Origin of the sequence: Leptotrichia sp. oral taxon 847, from assembly GCF_001553645.1 — a bacterium.
GTDB lineage: Bacteria > Fusobacteriota > Fusobacteriia > Fusobacteriales > Leptotrichiaceae > Leptotrichia.
In genome coordinates this window covers 1-15,978 of sequence record NZ_CP014231.1, presented here as the reverse complement: position 1 = coordinate 15,978, position 15,978 = coordinate 1, and the positions used below count along the sequence as shown (strand labels likewise).

Here is a 15,978-nt window from a genome sequence, read left to right as displayed (position 1 = left end):
TGATTATACCAAAGTTCAAAGGTAGATAGGAGGTTACAATGAAAAAAATATTGATACTAGCTGGAGCTTTGCTTATTTCTGCAGTATCTTTTGCAGACTTAGAGAGTACAATCAAGAATCATTATAAAAACACTAATTTAACTATAAAAAGAGAGGTGGGACCTGTAAGCAATTACAATAGTTACGCTAGTCGTCCTTCTTCAAATGCAGTTAGAGATAGAGTTATTTCTTTTGCACAGACTAAATTAGGTTCACCATATGTATGGGGTGCTACAGGACCAAATACATTTGATTGTTCTGGCTTCGTTGGTTATGTATTCAAAAAAGCTGCTAATGTAAACTTACCGAGAGTTTCAAGTTCGCAAGCTGCATATAAACCAAGAATTTCTTCAATGAACATGAAAAAAGGTGATTTAGTATTTTTCGAAACAACTGGAAGAGGTAGAATTTCACATGTAGGAATTTATATGGGAAATAGCCAGTTTATTCACGCTTCTTCTGGAGGTAGAAGAGTAATGGTTTCTAGCTTAGACAGTGATTTTTATAACAAAACATTTAGATGGGCAATTAATCCATTTAGTTAGAAAGTAACAATTTGTATTTAATTTAAAATTTATTTTTTACATAATATTTATAGTAAGTTAAACTGATACTTATAAAACAATCGGTATACAAAAAATCAATATAATTTTCAAAATTGTAAAATTGAAAATTAAAAATAAAAACTTTGGAAAAGAGATAGTATCTACATTTTTAGTTACTATCTCTATTTTTTTATTTTAAAAAAAAGAACCTTAACTTTTTAAGATTCTTCTTGTCTTTTATATTCTAAAAAAAATAATATTTTTCCTTTTTAAAAATTTATAATTTTTTTACTAATTCTTTTAGATATTCTCTCGCTCTCTCTTTTAATTCTGGATGTCTAAGTCCAAATTCCACATTTGCTACAAACATTCCAAACTTATCCCCCGTATCATACCTTTTTCCATCAAAATTATAAGCGTATAATTTATCTTTATCTTTCTTCATTGCTAAAATGGCATCTGTCAATTGAATTTCTCCACATTTTCCAGGTTTTGTGTTTTTTAAGTATGAAAAAATTTCTGGCTCTAAAACATATCGTCCAAGAGCAGCCAATCTGCTTGGTGCTTCCTCAACCGAAGGTTTTTCAATAAAATCTTCTACAATTACAGTTTTTGTATCTATTTGTTTTTTAGGCTTAATAATTCCATATTTTGAAACATTTTTTTTCAAAACTTCCTGCACTCCCAAAATGTTTCCACTTTTTAACTCATTATATTTTTCAATTAACTGTTTTGTTACAGGGACTTCACCTTTTGATTTATCGGTATATATAATATCGTCTCCTAAAAGTACGACAAAGGGCTCATTTCTAACAAAAGCTTCGGCACAGCTTATCGCATGTCCTAGTCCAAGTGGTCTTTTCTGCCTTACATAATAAATATTAGACATTTCAGAGATTTTATTTACTTCTTTCAACAATTCCATTTTTCCATTTTCTTCCAATGTTTTTTCCAGTTCATAGGAATAGTCAAAATGGTTTTCAATCGAAACCTTATTTCTTCCAGTGATAATCAAAATTTCTTCAATTCCCGATTCAACCAATTCTTCCACTAAATACTGTAGTGCTGGCTTATCGACAATTGACAACATTTCCTTAGGTTGTGCTTTTGTTGCAGGTAGTACCCTCGTTCCAAGTCCCGCTGCGGGAATAACGGCTTTTCTGATTTTTTTCATAACTTTTCTCCTTAAAACTCATTTTTTTATTTAGAAATAAATTTCATCACTGTAAGTCACAGAATCCAATCGATCAAATAGCGATATTCTGTCAAACAGTTCTTTTCCTTGACTGCTTCCTACCATTCTGTATTTTTTCGTTTTCATATCGTAAATTAATTTACCTATTACGAAAAATTTATTTTCATCTATTTGTCCATAAAATCTTACAATTTCGTTATTTGGAAGATTTTCTTTTTTTATTTTTGAATTATCAATTAATTTCAAAAGATTTTTATATTCATCTAACTTTTTATAAAAAGTTTCTTTGAAATCAGAATTTGTTGTAGTATTGTCGACTTTAATCGCAACACCTATATTTAAGTCATAATCTCCATTTTCTATCAAATAGTACGCCATTTTAGTTCCGTCAGAATCACAAAAGATTTCTTTTGCTTTATTTCCAGATTTTATTTGGGATATAACTCGTGTTAAAAATTCATCCGATTTGTTCATAAACCCACACGAATTAGCTTTTGTCAATTCATTTTCAGGTTTATCTATGACATTTTTGCCAGCATTTACCTTTCCAAAAGATTGTAAACTAAGTCCAATAACTAAAAATATCATCAATTTTTTCATATTTTTTTAATCCTTTCATTTTTACCTTGTTACATAATTATATAATATTTTTTGAGTTTTCACAACATTTTTATTTTTTACTCAAAATAAAAAATTTTATATTTGACAAAAACTCTCTAAAATGCGATTTTGGTATAGAAATCAAAGGTGTTTTTGCAGGCAACCCATAAAATTTATACCCTTCTTTTTCATATCCCAAAGATTTTGCAATATTTTTTGCTCTAAAAATATGATAGTCGTTCGTTACAATTAAAATATTTCTTTTATTTTTTTCTGGGTTATCTTTCTTTATTTTTTCAAGTGAAAATTCAAAGTTTTGGACAGTGTTCCGAGATTTATCTTCCAAAATAATTCTTTCATTCGCAATTCCCAATTTCAAAAGTTCCCTTTTAATAACAGATGCCTCCGTAACTTTTTCATTTACGCCTTTTCCTCCAGTTGCTATAACTTTTGCCGCTTCATTTTCATGTAAAAACTCGTTCGCTGTTTTAATTCTTTCTACAAGTGATTTACTTGGTTTATCATCATAAACTCTTGCTCCCAAAACAATCACATAATCTATTTTTTTATTCTCATCAATCAATTTTTCATCATTTTTATACTCTTTTATTACAAAATACTCTTCTAGAATAAATATTAAAAAAAACAAAATAATAAATATCTTTAAAATAGTAAAAATTATATTTTTCATAAAATCTCCTGCTTATTATTTTTTACAATTAAATAGTAGTTATATTTTTAATTATACAACATAATATAATTTTTTCAAAATAATAATTTGGTTTTGATGGTTTAAAAATTTTAGGGGCAGATTTTTAATTTTAAATTTTTTAAGTTATTCTTGATTACAAAATGTTATTTTGTTTAATATTATTTTTTATTTTTTACATAAGGGGAAAGGACCGCCATTTCCCCTTATAATCCCCTCGCTCGTCTAAGCATTTTTTTGAAGTAAAGCCGAAACTCACTTCGTTCAAACAGTCGTCTTTACTCCAAAAAAATCACGACACCTTTTGTATAACAGTAGAATTTAAACCGTCGGAGCATTTTTATGTGCTGACAAAACTGTTTGAGCACGATTAGTGCGAGTTTTTTATCAGTGCATAAAAATGACTTGAGCCTTGCTGGGGTGCAGGGGTGCGGCGATGAGCACTTCTGCTTAAAAAAGAAAAAATTATTTTAGTAACTTTCTGGATTGAATAAGAAACTTAAAATAGAAGTTTTTATTTCCCCTAAATATTTTACTCTGTCTTTGGTTTTAAAAGATATTTGTAAAAATATAATGTCCGATAATAAAATTTAAAATTATATTTTTATATCTTTTTCTGCTCTAAATAAATATTTAAAAAAAAGAAGAACTTTAGAAATTCTTCTTTTGTAATCTATTTAACTTAAATTAATTATTGATTTTCAAATCCGCCCGTGTACAATTGATAATAAGTTCCTCTTTGTGCAATTAATTCTTCGTGGTTTCCTCTTTCAATAATTCTTCCTTGATCTAAGACCATTATTACATCTGAATTTTTTATTGTTGATAGTCTGTGTGCTATTACAAATACTGTTCTTCCAATCATTAATTTATCCATTCCATCTTGAACAATCTTTTCCGTTCTTGTGTCAATGCTTGAAGTTGCTTCATCTAAGATTAATACTGGTGGATCAGCTATTGCTGCTCTTGCTATTGAAAGTAGTTGCCTTTGCCCTTGTGAAAGACTTGCACCATTTCCACTTAAAACTGTATCATAACCGTTTGGAAGATGAGTAATAAAATGATCCGCATTTGCTAATTTTGCAGCGGCTCTCACCTCTTCATCTGTCGCATCCAGTTTACCATATCTAATATTATCAGCAACTGTTCCAGAAAATAAATTTGTATCTTGCAAAACTATTCCAAGTGAAGCTCGCAAATCTGATTTGTGAATTTTATCTATATTTATTCCATCATAACGGATTTTACCAGAATTAATATCATAAAACTTATTTATCAAATTTGTAATTGTTGTTTTTCCTGCTCCTGTTGCTCCAACAAAAGCTATTTTCTGTCCTGGTTTTGCAAATAAATTTATATCATAAAGCACCGTTTTATTTTCATTATATCCAAAAGTTACATTTTCAAAGGTAACATCACCTAAAAGTTGTTTATAAGTTACTGTTCCATCCGAATGGGGATGTTTCCAAGCCCATTTTCCAGTATGTTCTTCCACTTCTGTAATATTTGCATCTTCATCAATATTTGCATTTACCAATTTTACGTAACCTTTATCTTCTTCAGAAATCTGATCTAATAAGTCAAATACTCTTTGTGACCCAGCTGCTGCCAGTATAACTGAAGTCAACTGCTGTGCAATTTGAGCAACTGGCTGATTAATTACTTTTATAAACTGTAAAAACGAAACCAGTCCACCAAGAGTAAATCCTTCAATGTTGTTATAAACAATGATTGAACCTATAACCGCAGTTAACACAAAATTGATATTCCCTAAATTTCCTACCGCAGGTCCTAATATATTAGCATATTTCATCGCTTTATTTGCACTTTCAAATAATTCCTCATTATATTTTTCAAAATTTTGATTTGCCTCTTCTTCGTGTGAAAAAACTTTCACAACACGCAATCCTTCTATCATTTCTTCGACATATCCATTTACAACACCAATATTTTTTTGCTGAGCGACATAATTTTTTGAACTTTTTTTAGAAATTACTTTTGTTGTAAAAATCATTACAATTATCATAAAAATAACAAAAAAAGTAAGAGGGACATTTAAAATAAACATAGAAATCAAAACTCCAACAATTGTAACAATTGATGAAATCATTTGTGACAAACTTTCCACCATCATTGCACGCAAAGTGTCAATATCTGTCGAATAAACACTCATAATATCCCCATGTGCATTCGTATCAAAAAATTTTATTGGAAGAGTTTCCATATTGACAAACACATCGTCTCTCAAATTTTTTAGTGTTCCTTGTGCTATGTAAACCATCATTAACTGATAAATATATGTACAAATAACTGCAAAGCCATACACAATAACCATTTTAAAAATAATATTTAAAAGCAACGAATAATCAATGTTTCCATATAACCTGTATCTTTTTATACTTGGCACGATAAAATTATCCATCAGCTGTTTTGTAAACATCGTTCCACGAACCATTCCAAGAGTGCTTAGCAAAATGAACATAAAAACTAATATAGTCTGAATTTTATTGTGTTCGTACATGTATTTTAAAAGTCTAAGTAAACCTTTTATTTGAGATCTTTTTGAACTTTTTTCCATTTTTTTCATTATTTTGCACCCCCTTCTGTCTGTGATTCGTAAATTTCTCTATAAATTTGACTTGATTTAAGTAATTCTTCGTGTGTTCCAAAGTTTACAATTTTTCCTTCATCCATAACTATAATTTTATCAGAGTCAATTATCGATGAAATTCTTTGTCCGATAATTATTTTGGTAATATGTGGAATTTCATTTTTAAATGCATTTCTTATGAGTTTATCCGTTTTTGTGTCAACAGCACTCGTAGAATCATCTAGAATTAATATTTTTGGGTTTTTAAGTAGTGCTCTTGCAATACAAAGCCTTTGTCTTTGTCCACCAGAAACATTCGTTCCGCCACGTTCTATAAAAGTATCATATTTATCAGGAAATCTCTGAATAAATTCATCTGCCTGTGCCAATTTACACACGTGCTCAATTTGACTATCCGTTGCATCTTTATTTCCCCATCGAAGATTTTCCTTTATAGTTCCAGAAAACAGGACATTTTTTTGTAAAACCATCGCCACATTATCACGAAGTATTTTTATATCATAATTTTTAACATTTTCTTCGCTTACCAGAACTTCTCCGCTTATCACATCATAAAGTCTTGGAATAAGCTGAACAAGTGCTGATTTTGAGCTTCCTGTCCCACCAATTATTCCTATTGTCTGTCCAGAATTTATCTTCAAATTAATATTTTCCAAATTTAATACTTTTGGGTTGTTACTGTAACTAAAATTTACGTTCTTAAATTCAATATCCCCATTTTTAATTTCTTTTACAGGATTTTTTGGATTTTTTATACTTGGCTCTTCATTTAATACAAGAGCTATTCGCTCTCCTGATTCTCTTGACAAAACAACATTTACCATAACCATCGCAATCATTAATAAACTCATCAAAATATTAGTTGTATATGCAAAAAGACTTGTCAGCTGTCCTGTTGTCAAATCTCCCACAACTATCATTTTTGCCCCTAACCAAGATAGCAATAAGATACACGAAAATACGGTAAGCTGCATTGCTGGTGCGATGAATACTATCATGCGCTCCCCTTTTAGCATTAATTCTTTTAATTCCTTTGTAGCTTTTTTAAATTTATTCGTTTCATATTTTTCCCTGATAAAAGATTTTACAACTCTAATCCCGCTTATGTTTTCTTGCAAATTTATGTTTAAATCATCGTATTTTCTAATCGCACGAGAAAAATATGGGTGAACTCCAAACATTATAAACGCTAAAATACAACTTAAAAATAGAACTGCAACCAAAAATATAACGGATAATCTCGGACTTATTAAAAATGACATAAACATTGCTACAACAAGCATAACTGGAGCTCTACAAAACGCTCTTATCAATAGTTGAAACGACATTTGAATATTATTTACATCGGTTGTAAATCTTGTGATAAGTCCAGCTGTGGAAAACTTATCAATATTTGTAAACGAATATTGCTGTATTTTACTAAACATCGCTCGTCTTAAATTTTTAGCAAATCCTGCTGAAGCATAAGATGCATATTTCCCCGCCAAAATTCCAGCTGTAAGAGAAATCAACGCAATAACCAGCGTGCATCCACCAACTTTCAAAGTAAAACTCATATCCCCTCTATTTAGCCCATAATCTATAATATAAGCCATTAGAGTTGGTATAAGCATTTCCATAATAACTTCTATCACAATAAAAATTGGTGAAATCAAAGTACTTTTTTTATACTCACCAATATGTGAAAATAACGTTTTTATCATTTTTTCCCCTTTCAAATTACTCTTTTTAATCTTTATTCTTTCCAAAAAAATTTTTTCTTAAAATAAAAAAAACTAGCAACCTTTATTGCTAAAATTTAAAATTTTATATTTAAAAATTTTTTTATTATTTTGCTATTATATCATATTATTACTTTGAATTAAGTTATACTTTTATAATTTTTTTCTTTTATTTAGAAAAATTTTGATTTTAATTTTACCAAAAATGTAAAGATGATTTAAAAATTTTAGGGGCAGATTTTTTAATTTCAAATTTTTTAGCTTATTTTTGATTACAAGATGTTATTTTGTTTAATATTATTTTTTTATTTTTTTACATAAGGGGAAAGGACCGCCATTTCCCCTTATAATCCCCACGCTCGTCTAAGCATTTTTTTGAAGCAAAGCCGAAACTCGCACTAAACGTGCTCAAACAGTCGTCTTTACTCCAAAAAAATCACGACACCTTTTGTATAATAGTAAAATTTAAACCGTCGGAGCATTTTTATGTGCTGACAAAACTGCCCCGCCGTAAGCGAGTTTTTTGGCAGTGCATAAAAATGACTTGAGCCTTGCCGGGGTGCAGGGGTGCGGCGATGAGCACTTCTGCTTAAAAAAGGAATAGAAAAAAATTGTTATTTTAGTAACTTTCTGGATTGAATGAAAAACTTAAAATAAGATTTTTTATTTACCCCTAACTATTTTACTCTGTCAAAATGTAAAAATTTACTTGAATTTTTAAATAAAAAGTAGTATAATCATTGAATAAATAAAAATATAAAGATAAATATTCAACATTTTATAATTATATAATTATAGAAAAAATAAAAAACTAGAGTGTTAAAGAAAGAAGGAAGAAAAATGACTGAAAAAAATCTAAAAATTTTAGGATGGCTTGGAACATTACTTTCTGTAATAATGTATGTATCTTATGTTCCGCAAATAATGGGAAATTTACATGGACATAAAACATTTTTCTTACAACCATTAGCTGCAACAGTTAACTGTGCTATTTGGACAAGTTATGGACTTTTAAAAGAAAAAAAAGATTATCCGTTATCAGCAGCAAATTTACCAGGAGTTATTTTTGGATTTCTTGCAACAGTTACAGCATTTTAAATAATTTAATTTAAAAAAATTAAACTCATTAAAATGATTATCAGTCGTTTATTAATGAGTTTTTTTTATTTTTAATATTTATATTCATTTAAATCAATCCCCTGATCTAGTGCTGCAAATACACAGCCGCTTTGATATTATAGTTATTTTCTTTAATCATATGTTATTTTTAAAGGTTTGTGATATTTTAAACATATGTTTTTTTAATAAAATATGCGTTTTTAAATTATATTGCCCCCATTTTGCCCCCATATTTATTTTTAATTTTTTTATTTTTTAGATTTTATACTATGATTTTTTTCTTTGCAAGCTAATTTTTTCATGCGTAAGACAATGTTTTGAACTTAAAATTTCTTCTAATTTTTATTTTTTCGACTGAATTTTAGTAAGAATCGTATTTACTTTTTCCTTTTATTCACAAACTCCCCTTTCACTAAGTTAAAATAGTCTCCATTTAATTTACCAGTAAAATAAACTTTATAATCTTTACCTTGTTTACTTTTCAATTTTACAACAATTTTATTTCCAGCAAACAATTCTTTAGCATTTGCCTTACTAATTTTAATTTTTTGATCAAAATATTCACTTTCTTTCCAAAGTGATATTTTACAGCCATTTTTGTAATTACTGCAATAATAGCTCTTATTATTTTCAAAAATATCTGAACCACACTTTGGGCATTTTCCAATAACTTCTTTTTGTACAACAAAATTTTCAACTTCAACGATTTTACTTGCTTCAACAATTTTTTCTAACTCTTCAACGGTTTTTTTCAACATTTCTTTATAAGTCATCTTTTGATTATAAACTTGTTTTAACATTTTTGAAAATTCAACATTTTTTTCTTTGTACAAGTCAATGTTAAATTTATCAAGTAATTCAATAAACCTTATTCCCTTTGGTTCAATAGAAAATGTCTGTTTTTTCAAACTTATATATCCAATTTTTATTGCCTTTTGAACGATTCCTGTCCTAGTTGCTTCTGTTCCAATTTCAATTCCTTCAAGCATTAATTTATAGGCTTGATCATCGTCTTCAAATTCTTGTTTTTCTTCTTTATTAAAAGGATTTTTAAGGTAATTTGATAAAGTTTCTTCAGTTACTTTTGCAGATGGTGTTGTAAATTTTTCAATTGGTTCAAAATTAACATCGAATTCTTGTCCTTGAGTTAATTTTGGTAATTTATTTTTAAATATAATTTTTTCAAATTTTAAAAATCCTGCTTTTTCCACGTTTTCACCTTTTAATAAAAACTTCTCACTTCCAACACAAATTGTAATTTTAATTTGGTTAACTATCGTATTTTCTTTAGCAAAATTAGCCATAAATCTATTTTTTACAATTTTATACACGATTTCTTCATCTTCAGATAAATTATTAGGAATTTTAGTTGTTTGTTATTGCACTATGGCTTTCTATTTTTGAATCATTAAAGATAGCTGTATCTTTAAATTCCAGCTCATCATTTTCCAAACTTTTCAAAATATCTTTTACTCTATTTTTTTCATTCACTGCTAAATATTCCGTATTTGTTCTTGGGTAAGTCAAATAACCTCTTTCATATAAATTTTGTATAATTTTCAATGATTTATCAAAATTCATTTTAAATTCTTTCGACAATTTACTTTGTAATTTTGATAATGAAAACAGTTTTGGTGGATTTTTTTTTATTTGTCTATTTTCTATAGTTTTTACAACTGCTTTAAAATTGTTTAACTCCTTACCTTTTTCTAATGCGTTTTCTAATTCATTTTTTTTATATTTGGTGTTTAAACTTAATTTAATATTATTTGTGTTAGATTCCAAATTGTAATATTTTTGTTTAACAAAATTTTTAATTTTCATATCTCTATCGTAAATATATTTAACAACAGGAATTAATACTCTTCCTGCCTTAAATAAATTACCAGCTTTAACTGTCAATAAAACTGTTAAATTAATTCCAAGAAGCCAATCTACACAAACTCTTGAAAGACCTTCATTATATAAGTTTTTAAATTTTCTGTTATCTTCTAAATTATTCATAGCCCATCTAATTGATTCTTCAGTCTGTTCCGGAAGCCACAATCTTTTAATTCTTTTGGTGGTTTTTGTATATTTTATAATTAAATCAATAATAAGTTGTCCTTCTCTATCTGCATCGCCACAATTGACAATTTCATCAACATCATTCCTTTCAATCAATTTTTCTAATATCTTAAATTGTTTTTGAACTCCACTGTCATCTTTTATTTTAAAAGAAAATCTAGGAACAAAAGGCAACTCAATTTCATCCCACGACTGAACTTCAACATAATCTTTTACATCTTTTGCTTCAAATAGATGCCCAAATGCAAAAGACACAATATATTTATTATTTTCGAAATATCCATCATTTTTTTTAAATTTCCCCAGCGCTTTTACTACATTCATCGCTAAACTAGGTTTTTCCGCTATAATTAATTTTTTCATATTTCCCCCAATAAATATTAATTTTTCAAAATTTTTTTATTTATTACAACACTGATACTGCCCATTTAAATGTATTTGCATAAAATCCAGAAAATTCAGACACGGTTACTTTACCAGCTTTTGAACTGGCATGTATAAACTTTCTATTTCCAATATAAATTCCAACATGCGATATTCTTCCTTTTCCTAAAGTTTCAAAAAACAGTAAATCCCCCTTTTTTATCCCTTGTGTTAATTTTGTTTTAAATTGTGCCTGTTCTGCTGCAACTCTAGGTACATCTATTCCCACACTATGATAAACATACTGGGTGAAACTTGAGCAATCAAATCTTTGATTTCCTGAAGCTCCGTAATAATATGGCTTTCCTAATTGTCTTTTAGCAAAGTTAATAATATTTTCTCTAATTATGCTTTCTCTATTTGGTTTATTATTTGAAATTATCCTAGTATTCAATTCCAGATTATTTGTCACATCTAATTGTTCTTTTTCCATATTTTTACTTCTTTCTATTTTTCTTTGTTCAGAAAAACTAATTTTTCCTGTTGAATAAGATACTGATGACAACAATAACATTATTAATATATATTCTTTTTTCATAAATTCCTCCTAAATTTATTTTCATTTTTTTATTTATACTTTCCCACGTGTGGGAAAGTATTTTATAAATTTCTTATTCTATTATAATATTTTACTACTTTTGGAATATATTCGCGGGTTTCTTTTATTCTCGTCCATTCATTATTTGATAATCTTCCACATCCTGCGTTATAACAAACCAAAGTTTTTACAACATCTTTTGTTTTATTATAATCCCTTTTCAAGTGCATAACCCCACCTTTTATGTTTCCTTCAACAGAATTGTCCACTCCAAATTCTCTAAAGTTAAATGACATCAATTGCATAAGTCCTCTTGCTCCTGCACTTGACACTGTCGAATGATTAAAATGACTTTCTGTATTCATCACAGCAAGTACCAAATATGGATTAATATTATATTGCTTACTGTATCCAAAAACTGCTCTTAATATCCTTTTTATTTCATTTTCAGATATTCTACTATTTTGTGTTCGTATATAGTTAATTAATCTTGACTTTGAATTCCCCATTTTTATCTGTGGTTTTTCAATATTTCTTACAATTTTAGTTTTTCTTACCCCATTAGGAAATGAAGAAACAAATGCTGTATCATCCTCAAACATTTGATTATCTGTTACGTTTGTATTTTCTTGCACATATTCATTTTTATCTTGATTTTCTTTAGATAATTGCTGTGTTTTTAATTCTTCCGCCTTTTGAATTTCAATTTCTTTTTTTCTTTGCTTTTCAAATCCAATTTCTCTTTTATAATTTTGTTCTCCAAATCCAATCTTTTTTACTCCTTCCCCGACAATAATTAAAGATTCTAATACGATTAATAAAATTACTATTTTTTTCATTTTCTCACACCTTTCCAAGCTATCTTTTTATTTAATTCCTCAATTTTATTTAACAAAATCTTTTTCATTTTTCTTTATTTCTTTATCATTCTCCTGATTTTCTACTTTAAAAATTTTTTTCCTAATATTTGAAAATTCAACTGCTTCAGGATTTTGAATTACTGCTTCAAATAAAATTTGTCCATCTTTTTTTAAATTTTCGTCAGCAAACTCTAATGCTAGTCCATTTTCTTTTACCGCTTCCAATACGACTTCCCTGTCTTTTTTTAAATCATCACTCACAAAAGCTAGTTGCATTCCGTTGTTTTTAACAGAATTTAAGGCTATATCTTTATTATTTCTCAAATTTTCTCCAACATATTGTAAAACAAACTCATTTGGATTTTTTTCTATAATTTGAGTAATAAACTCTTTATCATTTTTCAATTTATCACCTGCATATTGTAGTGCTGATAAATTTTGTTTTACTGCTTCCATCACAGTTTCTTTATTACTTTTAATGTCTTTACTTGCAAATTTTAGTGCCAAGCCATTATTTTTAACTGCATTTAAAACAGTTTCCTTATCTTTTTGAAAATTACTATTTACAATTGATAATACCATTCCATCCTGTTTTACAGCCTCTGTTACAATTTTTTTGTCATTTGAATATCCAATATCTAGTTTTTTCAGTTCCCATCCATCTTGTCTAACTTTTTTTAAAATTTTATTTCTTTCACTTTCCAATTTTTCATTGTCGAAAGAAAATGCTATTTTATCCTTACTTTTTGAATTTTTATATCTATATATTTTTTCTATTTTTTCTATTTTGCTTCCTTTGAAATATCTATCATTGTCTAAAATAAATGTACCCACATAGTCTTCCTTTCCGTTATTTCCTACTCCCAACATAAAATATTTATTATTTTTATGTGGAAGAATGATAAAATGTTTAATTTCAGGCATATTTTGAGAAGTATTTTTCACAATTTCTGCATTTTCTAAATTTTCCATAAAATTTTTAAAATTAAAAACTCTATTTTTAACTTTAAATAATATAAAATCATTTTGATTCTCTTTTATACTTTTAAAAATATCTTTATTTTTTAAATTTTTATTATATATTTCTTTCATCAATTCAATTCCTGTCACCTTTTCAGGTTCTTCTTTCATATAATGTAGCCCTAATAAATGTGGTAGCCTAGTTTTTAAAATTTTCAAATCAAAACTATGATTTTTACTTTCAATATTAATTATTTTTTGACTATGGGCACCCCACCATTTTATAATTTCTTGAATTTCATTTTCATTATTTTTACTCATATTTTCCTCTCTTTCTAAAAAAAATACAGGCATTCAGCCTGCAATAATAATATTAAAAAATTTACAAAAAAAAAGACTGATTTTTAATAAATCTAGTCTTAAAATATATATTTGGATTTCTTTTATTCAAATATTGCAGTTTTAACACATATTTGACGGGTAAAAACTTACCAAAAAAACCCTTTTAAAAAAGAGTTCATACAAACCACCTGTGTCAGGTCTGCCTAAAAACTGCTAAAAGCAACACTTTTATCCATTGAACAATGGGATAGTGCGAACCAAGAGTAAAACACTCCTACTTGTCGACAATATTATACTAAATTTTTTGATTTTTTTCAAGTATTATTTTTATTTTTATAACATTTTTTCTGTATCCTACTATTAATGCTAATTATTAGATTTTTATCTTGAATTCTTATTTTTCATTAATTTCCTTTGCAATCTTTTTTTTTCTTTTTCTTCATTTCGTTTTTTCATAACTTCAAAACCCTGAAACTGGTATTTATCTAAATCTATTTCAGATGAATATTTATATTGTAGAAAATATCCTAATAAAGTTGCAGGATCTTCTTCATCTATTCCTGCGATTTCTAATAACGCACCAACCAAGATTAGATGTCTTGCTCTTTCTCTTCTACTTTTGTTTGATTGATTTCTATATTTTTGTTTTAAAGATATTATTTTCTTTTTACTTTTCTCAATTTCATTATTACACTCTTCAATTTGTTTATTAAATTCATCTATTTTTTTCAAGATTTCTTTTTCTTTATTATCCATAATTTAATCCTTTTTAAAATAAAGAGCGTTCTTTATCATCCTTTTCAGAAATTTTTGGATCTTTGCCTTTTATTTTTTCTTCCTTATCAGTCTTGCCATCTCCGTCAGTATCACGGACATACACATTTGTTCCAAGTAAAATTTCTTCCTTATCTGTAAGCCCATCTAAATCACTATCTATATCTTTTTCTTCTGCTTCAATCTCTTTTTTTACTTCTTTATCAGCGTACATCAACACTTTTGAATGCTCTTTAGATAGCTCTTTCACAAATTCTTTATCCATTTTCAAGTTAGAGTAAACAAGCACCAGAGGATTTTTTTTAACTGCTGTTGTTACAACTTCCTTATCATTTTTCAGTCTATCGCTTGCAAATTCTAAAGCAAAGGCATTATTTTTTACTGCTTGCAGTACGACTTCTTTGTCATCTTTAAATTTATCAGAAAGACTTTTTAAAAGCATTCCGTTTTTTGAGACCGATAATAAAAGTTGTTGTTTTTCTTCTTTATTTTGTAAATTTTTATTTTGGGGATTAATTTCCTGTTCCTTAAATGAATTTATAAATTCGATCCTTTGCTCACATTTTTCTTTCACAAATTTTGTAAATTCACTCCAATCTCCAGTCAATGATCCTTTTTCTAAAGTGCTATAATACTTAGTTCTATCTTCTTTTGTAATAATTATCGGTGGATACCCATTTTTCATAAGTTCCAAATTTAAAAGTAACCTGGCTGTCCTTCCATTTCCGTCAACAAACGGATGCGTTTTTACAAATTCTCCGTGTAAAATTGAAGCCTTTTCAATTGGATGTAATTCATTATTTTTTTCATACCAGGACATCAGTTTTTCCATTTCAGGTCTTACCATATATGGTTGTGGTGGAATATGTTCTGCTCCACTTATATAAACAGGAACTGTTCTATATTGCCCAGAATTTATATTTTCAATTCCTTTTGTTACTAGACTATGAATATTTTTAATTTCTCTTTCAGATAATTTTGTATTATTTTTTACCAAATCTTCTACATAATAAATTGCTTCTGAATGCCCAATAACTTCCAAATGCTCTTTCATTGACTTTCCACCAACAGTTATTCCGTCTTCCAAAAGTACTTTTGTTTCAGCCAATGAAAATGTACTTCCTTCAATTGCATTACTGTTATAAGTCCATTTTAACACCAAATCTTCTCTCAATTGTTTTAGCAAAGTCTGATTAAGTTTTACATCTTTATATTTATTTAATTTTTTATCTATAATTTCAAAATTTATTTTTTCTTTCATCAATTCCAACTCCTATCTGGATTCCAATCCCAAATTAATTTATTTTCTTTATTTCTATTAACCCAGGCTTTAATATCATTTTTCAAATATCACGGCAAAGTTTTCTCATCAAATTGTATATTGATAACAATATCTCCTATTTTTATATTTTATAAAAAAATTTCATTTTTAAGAAAAATGACCTTTTTAAATGCTCTATATCAACAAAAAAATA

The 15,978-nt window shown here is 27.7% G+C and carries 14 protein-coding genes; 2 read left to right on the top strand and 12 right to left on the bottom strand.

From position 1 onward, the window contains the following. The first annotated feature begins 38 nt into the window (after positions 1-38). Positions 39-584, top strand: coding sequence for a C40 family peptidase (locus tag AXF11_RS00070; protein WP_068153934.1), 546 nt, complete (start codon positions 39-41; stop codon positions 582-584). Positions 585-861: 277 nt separating this feature from the next. Here AXF11_RS00070 and galU read toward each other — a convergent pair whose 3' ends face one another. From galU to AXF11_RS00045, 5 genes are all read right to left on the bottom strand, one after another. Beyond that, positions 862-1,758, bottom strand: coding sequence for a UTP--glucose-1-phosphate uridylyltransferase GalU (gene galU / locus AXF11_RS00065; RefSeq protein WP_068153933.1), 897 nt, complete (start codon positions 1,756-1,758; stop codon positions 862-864). 30 nt (positions 1,759-1,788) lie between these two features. Further along, positions 1,789-2,379 carry a hypothetical protein gene (locus AXF11_RS00060; protein ID WP_231724712.1) on the bottom strand — a complete coding sequence of 197 codons (591 nt, stop codon included), beginning with the start codon at positions 2,377-2,379 and terminating at the stop codon, positions 1,789-1,791. 70 nt (positions 2,380-2,449) lie between these two features. Beyond that, positions 2,450-3,070 (bottom strand): YdcF family protein, encoded by a 621-nt coding sequence (locus AXF11_RS00055; RefSeq protein ID WP_068153932.1) that lies wholly within the window; start codon positions 3,068-3,070, stop codon positions 2,450-2,452. Between the two features lie 709 nt (positions 3,071-3,779). Further along, on the bottom strand, positions 3,780-5,675 hold the full coding sequence (locus tag AXF11_RS00050; protein WP_068153931.1) for an ABC transporter ATP-binding protein: 1,896 nt from the start codon (positions 5,673-5,675) through the stop codon (positions 3,780-3,782). Further along, positions 5,675-7,402 (bottom strand): ABC transporter ATP-binding protein, encoded by a 1,728-nt coding sequence (locus tag AXF11_RS00045; protein ID WP_068158057.1) that lies wholly within the window; start codon positions 7,400-7,402, stop codon positions 5,675-5,677. The genes AXF11_RS00050 and AXF11_RS00045 overlap by 1 nt, the downstream gene beginning before the upstream one ends. An 858-nt stretch (positions 7,403-8,260) precedes the next feature. Between AXF11_RS00045 and AXF11_RS00040 the strand changes: the two genes are divergently transcribed. Then, positions 8,261-8,518 carry a SemiSWEET family transporter gene (locus AXF11_RS00040; protein ID WP_068153930.1) on the top strand — a complete coding sequence of 86 codons (258 nt, stop codon included), beginning with the start codon at positions 8,261-8,263 and terminating at the stop codon, positions 8,516-8,518. A gap of 398 nt (positions 8,519-8,916) precedes the next feature. On the opposite strand, the gene AXF11_RS10975 is transcribed toward AXF11_RS00040, so the two are convergent. The 7 genes from AXF11_RS10975 to AXF11_RS10355 form a co-directional block, all read right to left on the bottom strand. Next, positions 8,917-9,870, bottom strand: coding sequence for a DNA topoisomerase (locus AXF11_RS10975; protein ID WP_068153929.1), 954 nt, complete (start codon positions 9,868-9,870; stop codon positions 8,917-8,919). 34 nt (positions 9,871-9,904) lie between these two features. Then, complete coding sequence (locus AXF11_RS10970; RefSeq protein WP_068153928.1) at positions 9,905-10,969, bottom strand: DNA topoisomerase; 1,065 nt, start codon at positions 10,967-10,969, stop codon at positions 9,905-9,907. Between the two features lie 43 nt (positions 10,970-11,012). Then, positions 11,013-11,567, bottom strand: coding sequence for a C40 family peptidase (locus AXF11_RS00025; RefSeq protein ID WP_068153927.1), 555 nt, complete (start codon positions 11,565-11,567; stop codon positions 11,013-11,015). Positions 11,568-11,629: 62 nt separating this feature from the next. Continuing rightward, positions 11,630-12,406: a transglycosylase SLT domain-containing protein gene (locus AXF11_RS00020; protein WP_068153926.1), complete on the bottom strand. Its 777-nt coding sequence runs from the start codon at positions 12,404-12,406 to the stop codon at positions 11,630-11,632. A gap of 45 nt (positions 12,407-12,451) precedes the next feature. Continuing rightward, positions 12,452-13,708, bottom strand: coding sequence for a DUF4116 domain-containing protein (locus AXF11_RS00015; RefSeq protein ID WP_197416829.1), 1,257 nt, complete (start codon positions 13,706-13,708; stop codon positions 12,452-12,454). 402 nt (positions 13,709-14,110) lie between these two features. Next, positions 14,111-14,485 carry a conjugal transfer protein TraD gene (locus AXF11_RS00010; RefSeq protein ID WP_068153924.1) on the bottom strand — a complete coding sequence of 125 codons (375 nt, stop codon included), beginning with the start codon at positions 14,483-14,485 and terminating at the stop codon, positions 14,111-14,113. Between the two features lie 13 nt (positions 14,486-14,498). After that, positions 14,499-15,764 carry a DUF4116 domain-containing protein gene (locus AXF11_RS10355; RefSeq protein ID WP_082729347.1) on the bottom strand — a complete coding sequence of 422 codons (1,266 nt, stop codon included), beginning with the start codon at positions 15,762-15,764 and terminating at the stop codon, positions 14,499-14,501. Between the last annotated feature and the right edge of the window lie 214 nt (positions 15,765-15,978).